Raw genomic sequence first — 20,690 nt, 5'->3', positions numbered from 1 at the left:
TCACATCCACCGCTAGGCACCGCCAACCACCACATGCGGCCCGTGGACCGTCCAGTGTTTGACGGTTAGCAAGAGTTGGGGGTGTCGGGTTTCGTGGGCTGTTCACCTGGTCGACCTAGCGTTTCCGCCCGTGCCCCTCTCATCCCACCGGAATCGCCCGGTCGCCGTGCTCGGGTCGATCGTGCTCTCCGGATCACTGGTCGCGCTCGCCGCCGTCCCCGCGGCGGCCGCGGCCGCCGCGCCCCCGCGTTCCTTCTCCGCCCAGGTCGACCAGGGCCGTCCGGTGCCCTTCACCGCCGCCTCGGTCACCCCGGCGGGCGCCGGCAAGGTCACCGTCTCCTGGACCGCACCCGGCGTGGGCCACGTCCGGATCGAGGCCGGGAAGACCTCCACCACCGCGACCAGAGTCGTGGCGGTCGGCCCGGGCCGGGGCTCGCGGACGCTGCCCACCACCGGCGGCAGCTGGTTCCAGCTGGTCCCGGAGCACGGCCGCTCCCTGACACTGACCGTCCGTGATCCCGGCCTGGTCAGCGACCCGAACCTGCGGGACTTCGGCGGCTACCGCACGTCGGACGGCCGCTGGGTCCGGATGGGGATGATCTACCGGTCGCAGGCACTCACCCTCAGCCCCACCGACCAGCAGGTCGTCGACCAGCTCGGCATCACCGCCGACTACGACCTACGCACCCCGGCCGAGTCCACCGCCAAGCCGGATGTCGTTCCCGCCGGTGCCACCTACACCCAGCTCAACGTGCTCGGCTCCGGGTTGTCGGCCACTCCCGCGCTGACCTCCGAAACGGTGGCGCAGCAGCTCCTGCAGGACGGAGAGCGGCAGTTCGTCACGAACGCCACCTCCCGCCAGGTGATCGGAACCCTGCTGACGGACTTCGCCGGCGCCTCCGGCCCGGTCCTCTTCCACTGCACGGCCGGCAAGGACCGCAGCGGCTGGGTGTCCGCCGTCCTGCTCACCCTCCTCGGGGTCGACCGGGACACGGTCATGCGGGACTACCTGCTGAGCAACCAGTACTACTACGACTCGCCGGCCGTCCAGGCCTCGCTCGCCGCGCTGCCGCCCGCGCAGGCGAACATCTACCGCCACCTGTCCGACGTCGAACCCTCCTACCTCCAGGCCGGCCTGGACCAGGTGAGGACGTCCTACGGCTCGATGGAGAACTACGCGGTGAAGGGACTCGGTCTGAGCAGCCAGACGCTGAAGGACCTGCGGTCGAGGCTTCTCGTCGGCCGTAGCTGACCCTCCGCTCCACGCCCGGTCACCGGCCCCGCCGCCGCGCTCCCCACTGCGGCCAACAGCCTCCGCCGGCCTGTCCGCCGGACAGATCCCCCGCTGCCGGCCACGGCCAGTTTCTACGGCCGGCCGACGTGCGGTGGCGGTGGGCTCCGGTGCTCCGCAGAACACCATGATCGCCCGTGGCCTACGCGCGGTCGAGCGGGCGGTGTGCGCGCGGGAGCGTTGGGGGTCGGACTTCAGCCGGCTCGCCGCCTGGGACGCCCTGCGCGAGCGTCCCGCCGGGCTTCACTCCCGCGCCGCGTGCCACTGACCGGCTGGCGCGCGGGGCAGGCCGACGTCGGCCAGGTGCAGGATCCCGGGCCTTGCGGCCTTGACGTTGAAGACGGCGTTGACCGCGGGCAGGGCGGTCATGGTGTCCCACTCGTGGTTCCCCCAGTGGTCGGGCGGGATGAAGCGGATCCGGGTGTCGATCCCCGGCTCACCGTCGATGACCACCCGGTACTGGTCGTCGCTGAACTCCCAGCCCTCGTTCAGATGCTTGGTCAGGTACCAGCGGAACTTCATCTGGATGACCGTGCTGCCGCCCAGATTGCCGTTCCAGCCGACCTCCACAGCGGCGTTCGTATCCTTCTCGATGGTCATATAGCCCAGGTCGACCGTCTGGGAAGCGGTGGCGTAGCCAAGGAAGAACTCGACGTCGTCGAGCGTGTATTCCAGGGCGTGCGCCATGCGCTGCACAGCTTCCTCGGCCGACATCATCCACAGTTTCGCCGTGTCGATGATCTGCTGTGTGGTGCCGGTCAGGGAGATGCCCATGCCCTCCCAGGTCTCCTTCGACTCGTAGACGGCGCAGTCGGCGGACTCCAGAATGGAGATCTTCCGCACGTCCCGGCATGCGCCGGTCATGGCCGTCACCATCGTGTTGATCCACCCGGGACTCACGCCCGTGATGTAGAGCGAGCTGTTCCCGCGGGCGCAGGCGGCCTCCAGCCGCTCCTTCGTCGCTCCCCTGACGCCGCCGACGTTGAAGAACAGGTTGGTGCTGACCACGTCCATCCCCGCCTCGAGCAGCGGCAGGACATGGTCGAGATCGGCCATGAACGGGGTGTAGACGACAGTGTCCGCCTTGAGCGCGACCAGGGCGTCGACGTCGTTGGTCGCCGCGACGCCACATGGCGGCCGACCGCACAGCGTTCCCGCATCGGTGCCGACCTTGTCCGGCGACCAGGCGTACACACCCACAAGGTCCAGACGCGGGTCGTCAAGTACCGCCCGTAACGCCAGCTTGCCCACCTTCCCGGTGGTCCACTGGATGACGCGAAGCCTTTCCATACGCCTGCCCGTCCTCTCGGTTGAAGCGCACTGCCGCCCCGATACACGGCGTCGGACCTGCTGCCGTCCGCGCCTTCGACGTCGACCGACACCGGGAGCGGGACATCCGCTCCGTCTCACGTCACCGGGCGCCCTTGATCCACCAGTCTTGCTGCTGAACACCTGTATAACAGCGAGGTGCGGGCCGTACAAGGTGTCGATGCCCGCCGAGGGCGGAGTAGCGCAGGGAGGTGAACCGGGCCTCTGAGCGCATCGTCCCGTGCGGGTTCGCCGGGGTCTTGTGGCTACCGTGCCGCCAGGTCGGCTGACCCGCGACCCGTTCGCCAGCCCGGATGCCACTGGTCTGGCGAACGGGTCGTAGTCGCTTCAGTCGCGCAGGCCGACCGCGCGGTGGAGGAGCTGCCGGGCGGCGGTGACGAGCCGGGTGGTGTCGTCCATCTCGTTGCGGTGCCAGATGCGGTCGAAGGCGCGGTGCAGGGCGCTGCACAGCAGGACGGCGGTCAGCTCCGGGTCGTCGACGCGGTCGGCGAGGGTGGACTCGAAAGTGGCCAGTTCGCCGACCTGCGGGCCGTCGCCAACGCGCTGTCCGGCGGCGGCGCGCCGGAGATCGTCGCGCGCACCCCCGCGGCCACCCGCGCCGCCGCCGACCAGGCCCTGCACGCCGCGTTCGCCGCTGGCCTCGACCGGGTCTTCCTGATCTGCGGCGTCGCCGGTGTGGTCGCCGGGGTCGTGGTGCTGCTGCTCGTCCGTCCGGCACAGGCGACCGCCCGCGTGGCGGCGGTGGACGACGGCTCGGCGGGCGCGTCACCCGGCGGGCCCGTGATCCCGGCGCCCGGGGACGGCGGCCAGATGCCCACGGGGGCGAACGGCTGAGCGGGTGCCCGGCCGGGCTCCGTCGGCCCGAGTGAACCACCGGAAGGGATGGTCGTGACAGGGCGTGGCCGGGGTCAGGGCGTGGCCGGTGCCGCGTGGGTGACGATCTCGTCGGCGTGCCGGGCGATCCAGGCCATCAGCGGCACGAGCCGGGTGACCAGATCGTCCCCGAGACCGGTGAGGCTGTACTCGACGTGCGGCGGGATGACCACGAAGGCCTCCCGGTGGACGAGCCCGTCCTGCTCGAGGACGCGCAGCGTCTGGGCGAGCATCTTCTCGCTCACACCCTCGACGGCCCGACGCAGCTCCCCCCATCGGAGGGTCCCCTCGGCGAGCGTCAGCAGGACGAGGATCCCCCAACGACTCGTGACGTGGTCGAGGACCGTCCGGGTCGGGCAGTCACGGGGGAAGAACCCGCCTGCGAAGAGCGCCCGCAGCTCGCTGAACTCGCCCGCGGACCGGTCGACGGATTCGCCGCGGGACTGGCTGTTGGACTGACGAATGGACTGGCTCGCCACCTGGTTACTAACCACGAAGACAGTACCTTACCTGAAGGTGGGTACTGTACCTGGGAAAGTGGTCACGAGAGGGTCCTGGTGGGCGCAGACGGCGCTGTTCGACCACACCCACCCCAGGAGGGCACCATGTCCATCGTCGTCACCGGAGCCGGCGGTCACCTCGGCCGGCTCGTCGTCGAGAACCTGCTCGCCCGCGGCGTCCCCGCAGGGCAGATCGTGGCGGGCACCCGTGATGTCGCCGCGCTGTCGGCGCTGGCGGGGCGGGGCGTGGACGTCCGCCGGCTGGACTTCGACGACGCCGCCTCGCTCGCGGCGGGGTTCGCCGGGGCCGAGAAGGCGCTGATCGTGTCGGGGACGGACTTCGGCCGCCGGGTCGAACAGCACGTGGGCGCGGCTCGGGCGGCGCGCGACGCCGGCGCGTCCCTCGTCGTCTACACCAGCGCGCCGTACGCCGACACCACGGACATGCTGCTGGCCGCCGACCACCGGGAGACCGAGGCGGGTATCCGCGATCTCGGCGTCCCGTTCGCCTTCCTGCGCAACGGCTGGTACTACGAGAACTACACCGCCCAGCTGCCGGTGTACCTCCAGACGGGCGCGGTCGTGGGCTGCGCCGGCGAGGGTCGGGTCAGCGGCGCCGCCCGCTCGGAGTACGCCGAGGCGGCCGGCGCCGTCCTGACCGGGACGGGCCACGAGGGCGCCGTGTACGAGCTGGGCGGCGACACGTCGTTCACCCTGTCGGAGCTGGCCGAGCAGATCGTCAGGCGCACCGGCCAGCCGGTCGTGTACCGCGACGTCACCCAGCCCGAGCTGGAGGCCGTCCTGACCGGCGCGGGTCTGCCCGCGCCCGTCGCGCGCGTCCTCGCCGACGCGGACCGGGCGATCGGGGCCGGGTGGCTGCGGATCGACACCGGCGACCTGAGTCGACTCATCGGTCACCCGACCGCGCTCCTGACGGACGCGGTGGCCGCCACCGTGCCCGCGGCCGGGTGACGCCCCGGCCCGACCGCGCTCCGCCGCGGTCCGGCTGAGGCCGCCGTCGACACCGACCAGGAGCGGGGCGTACGGATCGGGGAGGACTGGGAAAAGCGGCTCTATCAGGAACTGCGGGCCGCGGACGCGCTTGTCGCTGTGATCACCTCCGGCTATGTGGCGTCGAGCTGGTGCCTGGCCGAGCTGGCCGTCGCCCGCTCGCGCGGCGCGGTCCTGTTGCCGCTGCTGGCGGAACCGGGCGTCGGGCTGCCGTTGCTGAGCTCCCTGCACTGTCTCGACTACGCGGCCGGCCCGGCCGCCTCCGTGCGGGCGGTGCTCGACGCGCTGGTCCGGGTGGATCTGGGAAGTGGCCGGGGCTGCTCCGAGGGCCGGGACGGAGGGCCGGCGCGGCCGGCGCGTGCCTCGGTTGTTCCGTGGCTATTCCTCGGCGAGGATTCGCCGCAGGAAGTCGGCGAACTCCCCGGGCTGTGTGCTGTCAATGATCATGCGGCCCATGACCTCCGAGTACCGGAGCACGTCGGCCGGTTTGTCCAGGTAGACCGCACCGCTCAGGTACCTGCAGTGGACGATGTCGGAAAGCTCCGGCTCGGCGAAGCGCAGGATGCTGAAGGTGCCGCCTTCCGCGGCGTGGCCGCCGAAGGCGAACGGCATCACCTGGATGATGATGTTCGGCTGTTCGGAGACCGCGAGCAGGTGTTTCAGCTGGGCGCGGGTGACTCGCGGCCCGCCGATCGGGCGGCGCAGGGCCGCCTCGTCCAGGACGACCCAGAGCGTGGCGGGGTCCTCCGGGTGCGTCAGTATCTCCTGGCGGCGCATCCGCAGGCTGACCCGGCGTTCGAGCTCCCCGCGCGGGCCCGCGACCTGGCTGCTGTTCAGGCCGATGGCGGCGCGGGCGTAGTCCTCGGTCTGGAGCAGATCCGGGATGAACTGGGCCTCGTAGGCCCGGATCCGCGTCGCGGCGGTCTCCAGGCCGAGGTACAGCTCGGACCAGTCCGGCAGGACGGCGGCGTAGGCACGCCACCAGCCGGGCTGGTTGGCCTCCCGGGCCAGGGCGAGCAGCGGGGCGCGCACGGCCTCGTCGGTCACCCCGTAGAGGGTCAGCAGGTCCTCGATGTCGCGGATCTTGAACGCGACCCGTCCCAGCTCCAGGCGGCTGATCTTCGAGTCAGAGCTCCGGATCGCGTACCCGGCCGCCTCGCGGGTGATCTCCTGTTTCTCCCGGAACCGGCGCAGCTGGCCGCCGAGCAGGATCCGCAGCGCGACCGGCCCGCGGTTCCGCTGGTCTACCATCCCGTCCCCCGTGTGTGATCATCGTCCGAGGATCTCTTCCTTTCCCTGGGGCACTCATCCCTGGGGCGCTCACGCCTTGCGTGCGACACCGCAGAACGAGTCCAGTGTGGTGGGGGTGGTGCCCGGGTCGGGGCGCCACAAGGGGGTCGAGATCAGGCCGGGTTCGAGCAGTTCGAGCCCGTCGAAGTACCGGGCGATCTCCTCGGCCGTCCGGTTGTAGTAGCCGTGCCCGCCGGATCCCTCGCTGAGGGCGTGCACCCGCCCGTCGGCGATGGCCCCGTCCGCGAGCACCAGGTGGCTCCCCGACGGAACGGCGTCGAGAAGCCGCCGCACGATCGCGTACGCCTCGTCGAGGTCGGCCACGTTGCCCATGATCCCCATGAGGATGACCCCGACCGGGCGGCTGAGGTCCAGGGTCCCGGCCGCGCCGGCCAGGATCGTCCCGGGGTCGTGCACGTCGGCGTCGAGGTAGGCGGTGGCCCCTTCGGGGCTGCCGGTCAGCAGGGCGCGGGCGTGCGCCAGCACCAGCGGGTCGTTGTCGACGTAGACGACGCGGGACCGCGGGTCGACCGACTGCGCGACCTCGTGGGTGTTCCCGCTGACCGGCAGGCCGGTGCCGATGTCGAGGAACTGGCGCAGGCCCACCTCGCCGGTCAGGTGGCGGACCGCGCGGCCGAGGAACGCCCGGGAGGCCCGGGCCATCTCCACGATGTCCGGGTAGAGCCCGACGTAGCGGTCGCCGTACTCGCTGTCGACCTCGAAGTAGTCCTTACCGCCCAGCCAGTAGTTCCAGACCCGGGCCGACTGGGGTCTGCTGGTGTCGAACGTGGCTGGCGGGTGGTCGTCGGCGGGGCTGTTCACGGGGCGGCTCCCTGCGTGCGGTGGATGGCTGCTGTTCGGCTACTTCAGGGAGATCGACCGGTCGAGGAACTCGTTGGTGACCAGGTCCTTCGGGGCCAGGCCGGGCTTCAGCCGGTCGCCCTGGGCCTCGAACACGGGAGTGAGGCGGCCGATCAGAGTCTGCACCCGCGCGGTGTCGAAGCTGCCCAGGACGCCGTCGCTGCCGTCGGCGATCAGGCCGAGGCGCTTCTGCTGGGCGTTGGCGTTCGCGAGCAGCTCGGGGGAGAGGGTGAACCCGCTGGTGTTGAGCGAGCCGAGGACCTTGAGCAGGAGCTGGTTGGTCGCCGCCGGATCGTCGAGGTAGTCGCGCTGCGCCTGCTGGAACAGCGGCACGAGCCCGCTGAGGCAGGCCTGGTTGGCGGCGAGCTTGTCCGGCCGGATGGAAAGCTGCGACCGGTAGACCGGGTAGTCCTTGTCGAGAAGCAGATATCTGACGGGCCTGTTCCAGGCCTTGACATCGTGTTCGAGCTGGTAGGGCTCATAGGTCACGAACCCCTGCTGCACGACCTTACCGTCGGCCGCGACGAACCGGTCCGGGGTTCCCTGGTAGGAGGTGTCGATCTGGGACTTGTTCAGCAGGCCTTCCCGCTCGAACACGTCCGGGTAGGAGACCTGGCTGGTGGAGACCAGCACCGTCGCGCCTTCCCGACCGATGTCGGCGACGCTGGTGAAGTTCCAGTCCGGATTTCCCCACAGCAGGACCTGCGGGTTCTTCTCATACACCGAGAAGACCGCCGTCGACGGGGCCTTGGCCGAGTTCTGGACCGCCTCGTCCGTGCTGATGTCGCCGAGCAGGATGTCGTCGTCCTGGGCGAGGAGCGACGACGCCGGCTGGAAGCCGACCGCCGGGCCGCCGGCCCGGATCTCCAGCGTCACACCGGTTCCGCCGAGCTGGCCGGTGATGCGGCTGGAGTCCTTGTCGACGGTGGGGTTCGGCCCGAGAAGCTGGAAGAGGAATCCCTGGTCGGCACCGGGCCACCATGGTTGTTGGACGACGACGGTATCCGGGCAGATTCCCTTCAGCGGAGTGCTGTACCGGGATGCGGAGACCGCTCCCGTGCCGCTCGCGGCCGGCTGGTCGTCGGAGTCGGCACACGCGGTTAGTCCGCACAGGAGGGCGGCGACGCAGACGCTCGTGGTCACGGAACGGCGACGGAATCCTGAAACTCGCACGGGGATGGATGTTTCCAGACCCGCGGAATCCGCGTCGTGACGGGATCGGACCGTCCACCGAGGTTTTTCAAGTCGAGATGTTCTGTAGTGTTTTCATTGATTTGGTCGAACCTGGTGAAATTCGCTGCCGGTCGCGTGCCGATCGCCGGGAAACCAGCTCTGACCTGGCTTTTCCCTCGCTCCGTTCGCGCCTGCCGGCCGAGTGGGCGGGGATGCGGTGGACCGTGGATTGATCTGCTGTGACAGCAGCGATCGGATCGTGGGGCCGGGGCGGGTACCGGCCGGCGCTCGCTGTCGGGCCGGCCGGCCGGCGCGGCCCCGGGGCGCTATGCGCCGTCCGGATCCTGGCGGATCCACCACTGCAGGGCCTCCGCGGTGCCGAGGGTGTCCGGGTGGTCGGGCCCGAGGATCCGGCGGCGACTGGCCAGGACCTGCTCGCCGAGCGCGCGGGCCTCCCGGTACCGGCCCAGTTTGCCCAGGTAGACGGCGAGGTTGTAGGCGGACGTGACGGTGTCCGGGTGCTCGGGCCCGAGGACGCGGCGGCGTCGGGTGAGGGTGTCCTCGCCGAGGTCGCGGGCGGCCCGGTGGTCACCGAGCGCGCTCAGCCGCACGGCCAGGTTGTAGGCCGAGTCGAGGGTGTCGGGGTGGTCGGCGCCCAGCGCGCGGCGCCGCCGAGCCAGGGTGTCCTCGCCGAGGTCGCGGGCGCCGGAGTGGTCGCCCAACGCGTTGAGCAGGATGCCGAGGTCGGTCGCCGAGCTGAGGGTGTCCGGATGGTCGGGCCCCAGCGCCTGACGGCGCCGGGCCAGGGTGTCCCGGTACAGCTCGCGGGCCGCGGGGTGCTCGCCGATCTCGGCCAGGTCGACGGCGAGGTTGTGGGCCGAGGTGAGGGTGTCCGGATGGCTGGGCCCCAGCACCTGGCGGCGCCGGGTGAGGGTGTCCTCGTCGAGGTCGCGGGCGCCCCGGTGGTCACCGAGGGCGCTGAGCCGTACGGCGAGGGTGTTGGCGGCGTCCAGGGTGTCGGGGTGCTCGGGGCCGTGGGTTCGCCGCAGCCGGGCGAACAGCTCCTCGGCGGATTCGGGGCCACCCGGCGGCCCACCCGCGGGCTGTCTCCTCGTGCGGACGGTCGTCGGGTCCACCCGGGCGGTCGTGGAGATCGCGGCCCCGGTGGCGCCCCGGGTGCGGCCGGCCCCCGGTGACCCCCCGGCCGGTGAACCCTCGGCGAGGCGGCGGACGGTGTCGTCGAGGTGCAGCGGCAGGCCGGCCCGGGCGAGCCAGCCCCCGCCGTAGGCCGCGGCGCCGGCGCGCGCGAGCGCGAGCGCGAACGTGGCGGCGTCCGGCTGACGGTCGGCCGGCTCCTTCTCCAGCGCGTGCAGCACCACCTCCGCGACCGGGGCGGGCACCCCGGCCAGGGGCGGGACGGGCTCGGTCAGCTGGCGCCGCCACAGGATGTGCAACGGCAGCTTCGGGTCGAACGGCGGCCGGCCGGCCAGCAGCCGGTAGAGCACGATGCCCAGCGCGTAGAGATCGGTGGCCGGGACCAGCCGGCCGCCCTCGATCTGCTCGGGTGCCATGTAGACCGGGGTGCCGGCTACCTTGCTGGCGGTGGTCGCCGACCCCTCGAACAGCTTCGCGATGCCGAAGTCGCCGACCTTCACGGTCCCGTCCGCGGCGAACAGGATGTTGTCGGCCTTGACGTCGCGGTGCAGCACGTTGCGGGCGTGGGCGTGGCTCAGCGCCGCGGACACCGCCAGGCCCACCGCGCACGCCTGTTCCGGCGTCATCCCGGCGCGCTGCCGGGTCAGCGTGCCCCCGGCGAGGAGCTCCATCACCACCAGACACAGGTCGTCGGCCTCGATGTAGTCGTAGACCCGGACCACATGTGGATGATCAAGACCGCCGAGCAGCCGTGCCTCGGCGGCGAAGTCGATCCGCTCACCCTCGGCGGTCTGGGCCGGCATGACCTTGATCGCCGCCGGCCGGCGCATTCGCCGGTGCTCCGCCCGCAGGACCAGCCCGAACGCGCCGGCGCCGAGCTGCTCACCGAGGACGTAGTTGGGCGCCGCCGCGGCCACCCGCCCCCGATCGACGATCACCGGCGGACCCGGTGGCCCGGTCGAATCGCCGGTCGTCGCGTCATCACGATTCTGATCATCACGATGAAACCAGCTTAACGACCGCCCCGGGATTCCGGACCACTACGGATAGCCCCGCTTGTGCGTCCCGGCCCGGTGGCCCTTCCGGCAATCCCGGCGTGTGTCGGCTTCGAGCGACTTCGGCCCCGGGCCGTCAGGAATGCCGCCGGCCCGCGGCGGCGCGGAATCCCGGTGATGCGGACGGGAACGCACGCGCCGTCCGCCACCGATCTGGTCACCACCGCGTACACACCCTAAAATGAGCCCGGTTCGGGTGATCAGATCGCTTGCGCCGCGGTGTGGCAGGCAGCGTGGAAAAGGGGGTGGTGGGTGGGTAGCCACGGTACGGGCCGCTCGCCGGGTCCGGTCGTCGTACTGGAGTACTGCGGGCGGAAGTGGCAGGTCGCTCTCGGCGAGGAGATCACCGTGGGGCGCAGCGGCGCCTGCGCCGTCAAGCTTCCGGACGACACCTACCTGTCGCGGCACATGGCCTCGCTGCGGGTTCTGGACGACTGCGTGCTGGTGTACAACAGGTCGCGGTCGAAACCATTCTGTCTGCGCCCGCCCGCCGGCGAGGACAGAATCGTCGAACCCGGGGCGGCGATGACCTCGCTGCCGTTCCCCAGGTTCGACATCGTCGCGGCCCGCCGCGGCGGGGCGACCGCCACCGTTCAGGTCGACGCCTCCGCCGTCACCCATGACCGGAAGTCGCTCGGCCAGGAGACGCTCGCCGAGAGCAGGGCGACCCTCAGCCGGCCGGTCCGGCTCACCCCGGCGCAGCTCGACATCATCATCGAGCTGTGCCGGCCACTGCTGACGAAGTCCGGGGCCGACGCCCGGCCGGCCACCTACAAGGAGATCGGCGAGCGGCTGGGCCGCGGCCCGAACTACGTGCGCAACGTCATCTCGGACGTCCGTCGGGAACTGAGCGACCGCGACGAGCCCGGCCTGGCGGACTGGGAGGACCTGGCCCGCTGGATGATCCTCAACCGCCTGATCACCGAGCGGGACATCCGGAGGTCCCGGCAACCGGACGCCGGGGTGTAGCGCTCAACTATCCGGCCGGGAGCCTTTCACCTAGGTTCTGGTCCGGCGGCCGGAGCCGGCTCGCGACAACGAAAACCTGGAGCTCGGCCGCCGGAGGTCTCACCTATGGTCCTGTTACGCGAGGGGCAGGTAATCCGGGATACCTACAAGGTCGACCGGCTGTTGGGCGAGGGTGCCTTCGCCGAGGTCTACCGGGTCGAGCACCGGTATCTGGGCCGGCAGGCGATGAAGGTCTTCCGGCAGGTCGGAATGTCCGCGGAACAGGTACGCGACGCTCTCGGCGAGGCGATGCTGCTGTCCGGCATGGGGCACCCCAACGTGATCCGCGTGTTCGAGGCCAACACCGTCGAGACGGCCGGCGGGACATACGCGTACTTCACCATGGAATATGTGGCCGGCGGCACCCTGCACAGCTTCTGGTCGTCGTACGGCACCACGTTCGTTCCCGTCCCGACCGCGGTCGACATCCTGCGGCAGATGACGCGCGGCCTGGCGGTCGCCCACCGGGCCTCCCCGCCGATCGTGCACCGTGACATCACCCCGCAGAACATTCTGGTCGGCTACAGCGGGGCCGGCCTGCACGTGCGGATCAGCGATTTCGGTCTCGCCAGGAAAGTCAGTGCGCTGACCCTGCTGGCCAGCTCTCAGGGAACCATCGCCTTCATGGCGCCCGAGACCCTGCTCCACCCGCATCTCGCGTCGGTACCGGGCGACGTGTGGGCTCTGGGCGCGGTGCTCTACCTGCTGCTGACCGACCAGCTGCCCTACCCGCGGCGTTCCGGCGGCGACCCGATCACGGCCGGCTGGAACACCGGCACGCTCGTACCGCCCAGCGAGATCCGGTACTCCGTGGACGAAGCACTGGACGGGATCGTCGGCCGGGCGCTGTCCTACGACCCGGCGAAACGCTACCCGTCGGCCGTCGGGATGCTCGCCGACCTGGAGGCGTGGGAGCCCGGGAGGCCGGCGCCGCCACGCCCGCCGGAACGGGAGCCCGGACCGGCCGGGGAGATCGCCGCGGGCAAGAACGCGCTCGGCCGATCCTCGTCCGCGGACGAGGCGACGGCCGTGCGGATGGCCCGCCAGGCGGTCACCGTCGCCACCGGCGGCCAGTACGACCGCGCCGCCGACCTGATGGAGGAGGCCTGCAACAAGTGGCCCGGGCTGCGTAACCAGTACGCCTCACGGATCCGGCTGTGGCGCAAGGGGGTGACGATGTGACGACCCGGGACACCGACACCGACGCCCTGCCGCGGGTGTCCGCGCTGATCTACCGGCAGAACGCCTTCCGGGTGACCGGCCTGCCGCTCTCTGCCACGGGACGCGACATCCGGCGCAGGGCCGACATGCTCGCCGTGATCGAGAAGACCGGCGGGCAGCTACCGGCCCCGGAGGTCCTCCCACTGCGGCCGGCCCCGTCCGCCGGGGAGGTCCGGGCCGCTCTCGACCGGCTGGGCGACCCGCGTCAGCGGCTGGTCGACGAGTTCTTCTGGTTCTGGCCGGCCGGGTCCGGCGCCGTGCCGGACCCGGGGATCACCGCCCTGGCCGCCGGCGACGCGGCCGCCGCGCTCCGACACTGGAGCGCGGCGGCCGTCCCCGGCGACGCCGGCGTCGCCGGGGACGGCGGGGACGGCGGCCCGGCCGCGTCCGCGGGCCCGGGGACCTCCGGAGATCCGGCCCCGCCCGGGGATCCCGCGAGCGCGGTTCACAACCTCGCGGTGCTCGAGCACCTGCGGGCCCTGGAAGTCGAGCTGGGCGCCGCGGGCGACCAGCCCGACTGGGCTTCGGTGTACCGCCGCTGGGGCGTCGTCCTGCACGACGACCGGGTCTGGGACAGCCTGGCGGCGCGGATCAGCCGTGCCGCCGACGCCCGTCTCGACGTGGGCCGCGCCGCCCGGATCCGCGCGGCGCTGCCGGCCGCCCTGCTGTCCATCGGCGCCGCGGTCGTCGTCGCCGCCATCGGGGACGGCGACGACGACCGGGCCGAGCGGCAGCTGACGGCGCTGCGGGCCGCCCAGCTCGGGGACGGCGCCCGGGAGGCGCTGGGCGCCGCCCTGCGCGCGGCCGGCGAGCCCTGGGCCGACCAGCTCGGCGAGCTGGGCGAGGAGGACGTCCGGCTGGCCACCGACGACCGGACGGCGGGCCTGGACCACGCCACGCACCTGCTCGACCACTCCGTGGAGCCGCTGGCACGGCTGGACCGGCTGCTGCCGGCCGAGGACCCGACGCGGGTGCGCACCCACGACAAGGTCGCCCTCGACGCGCTGCGCTGCCTGCTGCTCTTCGACCAGGGCAGGGACAGATCGGAGGCCGCCGCCGCCCGCGACCACCTGCGGATGATCGAGGTGCTCGGCCGGGCCGAGCGGGTGGCGGCGTCCGAGGCCGTCCGCGGCCGGCTGGCCGAGAACCGGGAGATCCTCGACCGGGCCTCCATCCGGCTGACCTGCTGGATCTGCCACGAGCAGCCGGCCGACCCCGGAGCGGCGATCACGAGATGGATGCACGGCGACGTGGTCCGGGCGGTGCGCGAGGTGCGCTGGAACAAGGTGGAGGTCACCGTGCCGCGCTGCCGGTCCTGCAAGCGCGCCGAGACGAGCCGGGGCTGGCTGGCCGCGCTGCGGTGCGCGCTGTACTTCGTGGTCGCGATCAGCCTTCCCACGATGCTGTTCACCGGCGCCGGCGGCGGATGGATCTTCCTGGCCGTACTGATCGCGTTCTTGGCGGTTTTCGAGGACCTCAATGTCGTCGTCGGGTTCGCCCGCAGAAGACAACGAAAACATGTCGACCAGTTCCCAACGATCGTGGAACTACGCGAAAAGGGATGGCAGAACGGGGAACGGCCGCTGGGGGTGGGCGGTGCCTGAGATCCCGCGCCAGTGGCGCCATCCCCGCGAGTTCCGCATCGCCCGGCCGGCGACACCGGAGGAATGGGCCGCGGCGCTGTTGCGGGCCGTCGCGCAGGCCGAGCCCGTGCCGGCACCCGCCGAGCGGCCGGCACCCGCCGAGCGGCCGGCACCCGCCGAGCGATCGGGGGACCCGGCCCCGGCGGAGGCGGCGCTGGGCGAGCCGGCGGTGGCCCAGCTCGCGACCGGGCTGTGGCGCCTGCGTCGGCGCCTCGCCGGCCCGGCGGCGGGTTCCGGCGCGGGCGACGGCGGTGGGGCGGCGGATCTGCGCCGGGCGCGGCGCCAGTTCGAATCGCTCTGGAGCACCCTCGCCGCGGCCGGCGTCGAGATCCAGGAGCACGACCACACCCGGTACGACTCGGGTCTCGACCTGCAGGTCCTGGAGTTCCAGCAGACCGCGGGCCTGACCGGCGAGACCGTCCTGGAGACCCTGCGGCCGAGCGTCTACCTGCACGGGCGGCGCGTCCAGACCGGCGAGGTCGTCGTCGGCGTCCCCGTGATCCGGGACGAGGCCGGCTGACCCGCCGGCACCCGCCCCACCCTCGCCCCCCGAACCGCCCCACTCCCCGTCCCACATCCGTCCCGCCGGGCAGCAGGAGGAACGATGGCGCGATCGACGATGGACTTCGGCATCGACCTTGGCACCACCAACAGCGCGATCGCGGTCCTCGACGGCACCGAGGCCCGCATCGTCAAGAACGCGTTCGGGCACGACACGACCCCGTCGGCGGTCTACGCCGACCGCAACGGCCGGATCCACGTCGGTGAACGCGCCCGGGAACGGGTCGAGTCCGATCCGGCGAACGCCGCCGCCGAGTTCAAGCTCAGGATGGGATTACGCGACCAGGCGACGAACTTCGCCAACAGCGGCCTTTCCCTGAGCCCGGAGGAACTGTCCGCGCACGTGCTGCGGGCGCTGAAGGCGAATGTGAACAGGCAGCTCGGGGAGGACATCCGGGCGGCGGTCATCACCGTTCCGGCGGCGTTCGAACTGAACCAGACCGACGCCACCCGGCGGGCCGCCGAGGCCGCCGGCCTCGGCCTGTCGCCGCTGCTGCAGGAACCGACCGCGGCCGCCCTCGCCTACAGCTTCCAGCGCGACGAGGACAACATCTACCGGCTGGTGTTCGACCTGGGCGGCGGAACCTTCGACGCCTCGGTCGTGCACATCCGGGACGGCGAGTTCGACATCGTCAACCACCGCGGTGACAACTTCCTCGGCGGGAAGCTCATCGACTGGGCGATCGTCGAGGAGCTGCTGATGCCCGCGCTGCTCCGGCAGTACTCCCTGCCCGGCTTCGGGCGGGGCGAGCCCACCTGGGCGCAGGCGGTCGCGAAGCTGAAGGCCGCCGCCGAGAACGCGAAGATCGAGCTGTCCTCCGCTGACTCGGCACTCATCGACATCAGCGACCCCCCGTTGTGCACCGACTCCCGGGGGAACCCGGTGGAGTTCGTCCACGAGCTGTCCGCCGCGGACGTCGACCGGCTGACCGAGCCCTTCGTCGCCCGCGCGATCAACATCTGCCAGGCCGCGCTGCGGGAGAGCCAGCTCGCGCCGGAGAAGATCGACCGGGTGCTGCTCGTCGGCGGGCCCACCCTCATGCCCTACCTGCGCCGGCGGCTGGGCGAGGGCCTCGGCATCGAGCTGGACGTCAGCCAGGATCCGATGACCGTCGTGGCCCGCGGCGCGGCGATCTTCGCCGGGACGCAGCGGCTGCCGGCGGAGCCGGTACGGGCCGGGGTCTCCTACACCGTGGACCTGGAGTACCGGCCGATCGGCTCCGACCCGGAGCCGGTGGTCGGCGGGGTGGTGCGGGGCCCGGCGGACCGGAGCCTGGAGGGGTTCACCGTCGAGTTCGTCAACGCGCAGGCCCGCCCGCCGTGGCGCAGCGGGCAGATCATCCTGCCGGCGGCCGGCTCGTTCATCACCACGCTGCGGGCCGAGCCCGGGCTGCGCAACAGCTACGAGATCGTCCTGGAGGACCCGACGGGAACCCGCGAGCGGATCCAGCCCGCGGAACTGACCTACACCCTCGGCGTGGTCGCGCCCGGCGCCACCCTCACCCACTCGATCGGGGTGGCGCTGGCCGGCAACGAGGTCGCCTGGCTGCTGGAGAAGGGCACCCGGATCCCCGCCAAGGGCCGCGAGATCCTGCGCAGCACCGTGCGGCTCACCCGCGGTCAGTCCGGCGGCCTGCTGCGGATCCCGATCCTGGAGGGTGAGCATCCCCGGGCCGACCGCAACCGGCAGGTCGGCGCGCTGGAGATCCTCGCCGACCAGGTGGCCCGGGACATCCCGAAGGGCAGCGAGATCGAGGTGGAGATCCAGATCGACGCCTCCCGGCTGGTCACCACCAAGGCCTACGTGCCGATCCTCGACGAGGACTTCGAGGCGTTCCACGACCTGACCACCGAGACCGCCGCCGATCCGGCCAGGCTGCGCCGGGACCTGACCGCCGAGCAGGAGCGGTACGACGCGCTGCGCGCCGACGCGGAACGGACGTCCGACCCGGCGGCGCTCGCCCTGCTCGGCGAGCTGGAGGACGAGCAGGCGCTCGGTCAGCTCGAGAACGACGTGTCCTCCACCGAGCACGGCGACGCGGACGCGGCGGGCACCGCCGGCAAGCGGATGCTCGACCTGCGGGCGAAGCTCGACGCCGTCGAGGAGGCGCTGGAGTGGCCCTCGCTGGTCGAGTGGGCGAACCGGGTGCTGCGCGACGCGCCGGGCATCATCGACGAGTACGGCGACGCCCAGGACCGGCGCCGGTTCGAGATCCTCGCCGCCGACGTCCGCCGGGCACTGGACGGCCGGGACGCCGCCCACCTGCGGACCCTCGTCGACGAACTGACCGGCCACCTGGCCATGGTGGTCGACCGCAAGACGGGCGCCGTCGTGATGGCCCACTTCTCCCAGCTGGTCGAACAGCGCTCCGAGCTGCGCGACCAGGCGCTGGCCAACCGCCTGATCGCCGAGGGCCGGCGCGCCGTCGACAGCAACGACATCGAGCGGCTGCGCACGGTGAACCGGCAGCTGTTCGACCTGCTGCCGACCGAGGACACGCCAGCGCGGCCGGAGGGCAGCAGTGTCCGCCGATCCCGGTGACGCGCCGTCGCCGCCGGTCGCGGCCACGACCGGGAACGGTGACGGCGCCACCGCCCGGGCCGCGCTGGTCGGCGAGGTCGTCCGTGGGCAGGCCGCCACGCTGGCCCGCTCCGGCCGGCACGAGGACGCCGCGCGCCTGCTCGCGGAGCTGGCCACCGGGCGCGACCACACCGCGGCGGAGCACGACCTGCTGGCCCGGATCCGGGCGCAGCAGGGCCGGTTCGTCGATGCCGAGCGGCACTGGCGCGCCGCGCTGGCCCTGGACGGCGACCACGCGGCGGCGGCGGCGGGCCTGCGCCGCCTGCAGCGGCCACGGGCCCGCGGTGGCGGCGGCCTGGTCCGGGGCGGCGCGGCCGCCGCGCTGCTCGGCGCGCTCGCCTTCGGCGGCGGCTGGTGGCTCGGCCACGACGGCGCCGACCCGGTGGCCTCGACCAGCCACCCACCGGGCCCCGCGGCTCCGGTGATCTCCGCCGCGCCGGCTCCCGCCGTCTCCGCGCCGGCTCCCGCCGGGCCGGGGGAGCTGACGGCGGATCTGGCCGCGCGTCTCGCCGGGCCGGACGCCACGATCACCCGGGCCGGCGGCCAGGTGGTCGTGGTCTTCCGCGCCGCGCTGTTCGCCACCCAGGACACCCCCACCCCGGACGGCCGCGCCGCGCTGAGCGGGCTGGGCGCCCGGCTGGCGGCCGTGCCCGGGATCGCCGTCGAGGTCGTCGGCCACAGCGACAGCCTTCCGGTCCGCCCGGGAGGTCCCTTCCCCGACAACACCGCGCTGAGCCTGGCTCGCGCCGCGTCCGCCGCGCGGATCCTGCGCGCGGCCGGAGTCCCGGCCGCGGCTTTCGCGGTCTCCGCGGCCGGCGACGCCCTGACCCCCTACGCCGGCGATCCGGCCGGCGCCGCGGCCGGGACGTCCGCCGGTGACCCCCGGAACCGAACGGTGACCCTCCGCGTCTCGCCGCCCGCCTGAGGCGACCGCGCCTGAGCAGGCGACGAAGCGGGCGGCGACAGAGCGGGCGGCAGGGAAGGACGAACACATGACGCAGGGTGAGTCGGAGCCGAAGCCGGAGCCGGAGCCGAGACCGGCGGCCCGGTCCCACGACCCGCTCGCCGTCGCCGTCGCCAACGCCTCGCTGTTCGGCGGCGGCTACCTGATGCTGGGTCGGGGACAGCTCGCCGTAGTCGTCCTCCTGATCACCGCCGAACTTCTGATCATCTTCGCCTCGGTCGCGCAGACACTGTGGTTCGGGCTCGTCCTGCTCGCCTGGTGGGTGGCCGTCATCGCGCACGGCTGGTACCTGGCCGGGGGACGGCCGAGCCGGGGCCGGCTCCGGCCGGTCCGGTCGAAGCGGCAGTGGGCCGTCGCCGTCGCCGCCGTGCTCCCGGTGCTGCTGGCCTTCGGCCTCCTGCGGTTCGACGTCGCGCGGATCGAGCGGGACGTCGCGCAGGCCCGCCGCGCCGACGACTGCCCGCGGGTGGAGTCGGCCGTGGAGCGGGTGTCGCCCGCCCATCGCATGGTGGAGGTCGCCCCGGCCGCCGCCGGTGAGGACATGGTCGAGGCGTGCGCGCTGCTGCGGACGGCCGCCGGCCCGCTCGACGCCGGGCTGACCGGCGACACCGCGGCGTTGGACCGGGGCTTCCGGCAGCTGTCCACCGTGCTCACGGCGCTGCCCGGCAACGAGGGCCTGGTAGGGGCGGCTCTGGACCGGTTCCTCGCCGGCCTGCCGACCGAGGATCCCTGCGTCACGGTGCGGATCGCCACCTGGCTCGCCCGGCAGCCGACCGGCGGCGGCGAGCTGGACCGCGCCCGCCGGGCCGTCCCGCGGATCGCGCCCGGGGCGCTGGCGGACTGCGGCGGGCGCCGGCTGGCGGCCGAGGACTGGGAGAACGCGCGGACGACCTACCAGCAGCTGCTCGACCAGTATCCCGACCACGAGCTGGCGGGCGCGGCCCGGGCGGGGGTGGGGCAGGCCGACCAGAAGCTCGAGGAGGCGCGGATCCGCCGTGAGCAGGCGGCCGAGCTGGCGAAGCTGCGTGGCCTGCTGCAGCGTCCGGCGTCCGGTCAGCCGGCGTACTGCGCCGCCCCGGTGCCGTTCTCGGCCGCTCCGGCCGGGCCGAACCGGGCACTGATCGCCGGCGACCGGCAGTACACCGCCCGGCTGCCCGCCGAGTGGATGACCGAGGACGTCGCCACCGCCACGCGGGTGCTCTGCGTCGGCGCGCCGGAGCTCGGCGCGGCGGTCAAGACCTGCCCGTACACCCTCGGCGGGAACGTGACGTTCCATCGGGTGGCGATCCCCGTCCGCGGCTACGACCTGCGGTCCGGGCGGCTGCTGACCGACACCCGGGTGGAGATCAGCGGCACCAGCTGCCCGCAGGTCATCTACGGCTTCGGCTCGGACAGGTACGTCACCCCGAGCGACTCCCAGGTGCAGGCCGCCTTCCGACCACTGATCAGCCCCTGATGATCATCCGGTGGGGTGGCGGGGCGGCGCGCCCACCCCCGGCGGCGGCCGGCAGTGGGAGGATGACCCCGTGGCCGTACCTGAGCTGACCCCAGAGGAACTGCTGACCACCACCCGCAGCGTCCGCAAGCGGCTGGACCTGGACCGCCCGGTCGAACCCGAGCTGATCGAGGAGTGCCTGCGGATCGCGCTGCAGGCGCCGAGCGGCTCGAACCGGCAGGGCTGGCACTGGATCGTGGTGACCGATCCCGAGCTGCGCGCCGGCGTTGCCGGGTACTACCGGGCCGGAGCGTCCGCCTACCTGGCCGCCGACGGAACGTCCGCCGAGGGGTACGAGGGCGAACGCGCGGCCACGCAGACCCGGGTCCGTGACTCGGCCCGCTACCTCGCCGAGAACATGCACCGGGTGCCCGTCCTGCTGATCCCCTGTCTGGAGGGCGACGTCACGCAGATCCCGCCGCACGCCCAGCCAGGGTTCTGGGGCTCCCTGCTGCCCGCGGTCTGGAGCTTCATGCTCGCCGCCCGCCTGCGTGGCCTCGGCACCGCCTGGACGTCGCTGCACCTCGGCCACTCCCGCGAGGTCGCCGAGCTGCTCGGCATCCCGCCCGGGTACAGCCAGGGGGCGCTGATCCCGGTCGCCCACACCATCGGCACGACCTTCCGTCCGGCCGCGCGGGAGCCGCTGGAGACCGTCCTGCACCGCGACCGCTGGTGAGCT

18 protein-coding genes and 1 pseudogene are annotated in these 20,690 nt (G+C 72.7%); 13 read left to right on the top strand and 6 right to left on the bottom strand.

What is annotated here, in order from left to right; translation table 11 throughout:
• The first annotated feature begins 130 nt into the window (after nucleotides 1-130).
• Complete coding sequence (locus tag B056_RS0132385; protein WP_018505999.1) at nucleotides 131-1,252, top strand: tyrosine-protein phosphatase; 1,122 nt, start codon at nucleotides 131-133, stop codon at nucleotides 1,250-1,252.
• Between the two features lie 139 nt (nucleotides 1,253-1,391).
• Nucleotides 1,392-1,559, top strand: a complete 168-nt coding sequence (locus tag B056_RS43290) for a hypothetical protein (RefSeq protein ID WP_154677353.1) — start codon at nucleotides 1,392-1,394, stop codon at nucleotides 1,557-1,559.
• Here the strand turns inward: B056_RS43290 and B056_RS0132375 are convergent.
• On the bottom strand, nucleotides 1,535-2,581 hold the full coding sequence (locus tag B056_RS0132375; RefSeq protein ID WP_026240403.1) for an NAD(P)H-dependent amine dehydrogenase family protein: 1,047 nt from the start codon (nucleotides 2,579-2,581) through the stop codon (nucleotides 1,535-1,537). The genes B056_RS43290 and B056_RS0132375 overlap by 25 nt on opposite strands.
• Before the next feature lie 390 nt (nucleotides 2,582-2,971).
• Here B056_RS0132375 and B056_RS0132370 point away from each other — a divergent pair, with 390 nt between their 5' ends.
• Entirely contained in the window at nucleotides 2,972-3,454 is a 483-nt protein-coding gene (locus B056_RS0132370; protein ID WP_018505996.1) for a hypothetical protein, read from the top strand.
• A 74-nt stretch (nucleotides 3,455-3,528) separates the two neighbouring features.
• Here the strand turns inward: B056_RS0132370 and B056_RS0132365 are convergent, their stop codons facing one another.
• Nucleotides 3,529-3,891 (bottom strand): winged helix-turn-helix transcriptional regulator, encoded by a 363-nt coding sequence (locus B056_RS0132365; protein WP_051105799.1) that lies wholly within the window; start codon nucleotides 3,889-3,891, stop codon nucleotides 3,529-3,531.
• Between the two features lie 207 nt (nucleotides 3,892-4,098).
• Here B056_RS0132365 and B056_RS0132360 point away from each other — a divergent pair, with 207 nt between their 5' ends.
• Together B056_RS0132360 and B056_RS46280 are read left to right on the top strand one after the other, a co-directional pair.
• Nucleotides 4,099-4,965 (top strand): NmrA family NAD(P)-binding protein, encoded by an 867-nt coding sequence (locus B056_RS0132360; RefSeq protein WP_018505994.1) that lies wholly within the window; start codon nucleotides 4,099-4,101, stop codon nucleotides 4,963-4,965.
• 75 nt (nucleotides 4,966-5,040) lie between these two features.
• Nucleotides 5,041-5,244 (top strand): annotated as a pseudogene (locus B056_RS46280) (toll/interleukin-1 receptor domain-containing protein); the annotation flags it as partial.
• A 138-nt stretch (nucleotides 5,245-5,382) separates the two neighbouring features.
• Here the strand turns inward: B056_RS46280 and B056_RS0132355 are convergent.
• From B056_RS0132355 to B056_RS43780, 4 genes are all read right to left on the bottom strand, one after another.
• A complete protein-coding gene (locus B056_RS0132355) occupies nucleotides 5,383-6,255 on the bottom strand; it encodes a helix-turn-helix domain-containing protein (protein ID WP_018505993.1) in 873 nt (290 codons plus the stop codon).
• Between the two features lie 69 nt (nucleotides 6,256-6,324).
• Nucleotides 6,325-7,116 (bottom strand): SAM-dependent methyltransferase, encoded by a 792-nt coding sequence (locus tag B056_RS0132350; protein WP_018505992.1) that lies wholly within the window; start codon nucleotides 7,114-7,116, stop codon nucleotides 6,325-6,327.
• Between the two features lie 39 nt (nucleotides 7,117-7,155).
• Nucleotides 7,156-8,298, bottom strand: a complete 1,143-nt coding sequence (locus B056_RS0132345; RefSeq protein WP_018505991.1) for a hypothetical protein — start codon at nucleotides 8,296-8,298, stop codon at nucleotides 7,156-7,158.
• Between the two features lie 356 nt (nucleotides 8,299-8,654).
• Entirely contained in the window at nucleotides 8,655-10,421 is a 1,767-nt protein-coding gene (locus tag B056_RS43780; protein ID WP_051105795.1) for a serine/threonine-protein kinase, read from the bottom strand.
• Between the two features lie 369 nt (nucleotides 10,422-10,790).
• Between B056_RS43780 and B056_RS0132335 the strand changes: the two genes are divergently transcribed.
• The 8 genes from B056_RS0132335 to B056_RS0132300 all read left to right on the top strand — a co-directional run bounded on the left by B056_RS0132335 (nucleotide 10,791) and on the right by B056_RS0132300 (nucleotide 20,687).
• Complete coding sequence (locus B056_RS0132335) at nucleotides 10,791-11,507, top strand: helix-turn-helix domain-containing protein (protein WP_018505990.1); 717 nt, start codon at nucleotides 10,791-10,793, stop codon at nucleotides 11,505-11,507.
• Between the two features lie 105 nt (nucleotides 11,508-11,612).
• Complete coding sequence (locus B056_RS0132330) at nucleotides 11,613-12,728, top strand: serine/threonine-protein kinase (RefSeq protein WP_026240401.1); 1,116 nt, start codon at nucleotides 11,613-11,615, stop codon at nucleotides 12,726-12,728.
• Complete coding sequence (locus B056_RS0132325) at nucleotides 12,725-14,371, top strand: hypothetical protein (RefSeq protein ID WP_018505989.1); 1,647 nt, start codon at nucleotides 12,725-12,727, stop codon at nucleotides 14,369-14,371. The genes B056_RS0132330 and B056_RS0132325 overlap by 4 nt, the downstream gene beginning before the upstream one ends.
• Complete coding sequence (locus B056_RS0132320; protein WP_026240400.1) at nucleotides 14,364-14,930, top strand: hypothetical protein; 567 nt, start codon at nucleotides 14,364-14,366, stop codon at nucleotides 14,928-14,930. Before B056_RS0132325 ends, B056_RS0132320 begins: the two co-directional genes overlap by 8 nt.
• 84 nt (nucleotides 14,931-15,014) lie before the next feature.
• Nucleotides 15,015-17,513 (top strand): Hsp70 family protein, encoded by a 2,499-nt coding sequence (locus B056_RS0132315; RefSeq protein ID WP_026240399.1) that lies wholly within the window; start codon nucleotides 15,015-15,017, stop codon nucleotides 17,511-17,513.
• Nucleotides 17,494-18,477 carry an OmpA family protein gene (locus tag B056_RS0132310; RefSeq protein WP_018505987.1) on the top strand — a complete coding sequence of 328 codons (984 nt, stop codon included), beginning with the start codon at nucleotides 17,494-17,496 and terminating at the stop codon, nucleotides 18,475-18,477. The genes B056_RS0132315 and B056_RS0132310 overlap by 20 nt, the downstream gene beginning before the upstream one ends.
• A gap of 67 nt (nucleotides 18,478-18,544) precedes the next feature.
• Nucleotides 18,545-19,972 (top strand): tetratricopeptide repeat protein, encoded by a 1,428-nt coding sequence (locus tag B056_RS0132305; protein ID WP_018505986.1) that lies wholly within the window; start codon nucleotides 18,545-18,547, stop codon nucleotides 19,970-19,972.
• 70 nt (nucleotides 19,973-20,042) lie between these two features.
• Nucleotides 20,043-20,687: a nitroreductase family protein gene (locus tag B056_RS0132300; protein WP_026240398.1), complete on the top strand. Its 645-nt coding sequence runs from the start codon at nucleotides 20,043-20,045 to the stop codon at nucleotides 20,685-20,687.
• Nucleotides 20,688-20,690: the final 3 nt, after the last annotated feature.

This window comes from Parafrankia discariae, from assembly GCF_000373365.1.
GTDB lineage: Bacteria > Actinomycetota > Actinomycetes > Frankiales > Frankiaceae > Parafrankia > Parafrankia discariae.
This window is presented reverse-complemented; position numbering and strand designations above follow the sequence as displayed.

Bases quoted from the DNA above. Each gene is read 5' to 3' on its own strand.
- B056_RS0132375 (WP_026240403.1), bottom strand. From the start codon at position 2,581: ATGGAAAGGCTTCGCGTCATCCAGTGGACCACCGGGAAGGTGGGCAAG.
- B056_RS0132360 (WP_018505994.1), top strand. From the start codon at position 4,099: ATGTCCATCGTCGTCACCGGAGCCGGCGGTCACCTCGGCCGGCTCGTC.
- B056_RS0132355 (WP_018505993.1), bottom strand. From the start codon at position 6,255: ATGGTAGACCAGCGGAACCGCGGGCCGGTCGCGCTGCGGATCCTGCTC.
- B056_RS0132330 (WP_026240401.1), top strand. From the start codon at position 11,613: ATGGTCCTGTTACGCGAGGGGCAGGTAATCCGGGATACCTACAAGGTC.
- B056_RS0132315 (WP_026240399.1), top strand. From the start codon at position 15,015: ATGGCGCGATCGACGATGGACTTCGGCATCGACCTTGGCACCACCAAC.
- B056_RS0132305 (WP_018505986.1), top strand. From the start codon at position 18,545: ATGACGCAGGGTGAGTCGGAGCCGAAGCCGGAGCCGGAGCCGAGACCG.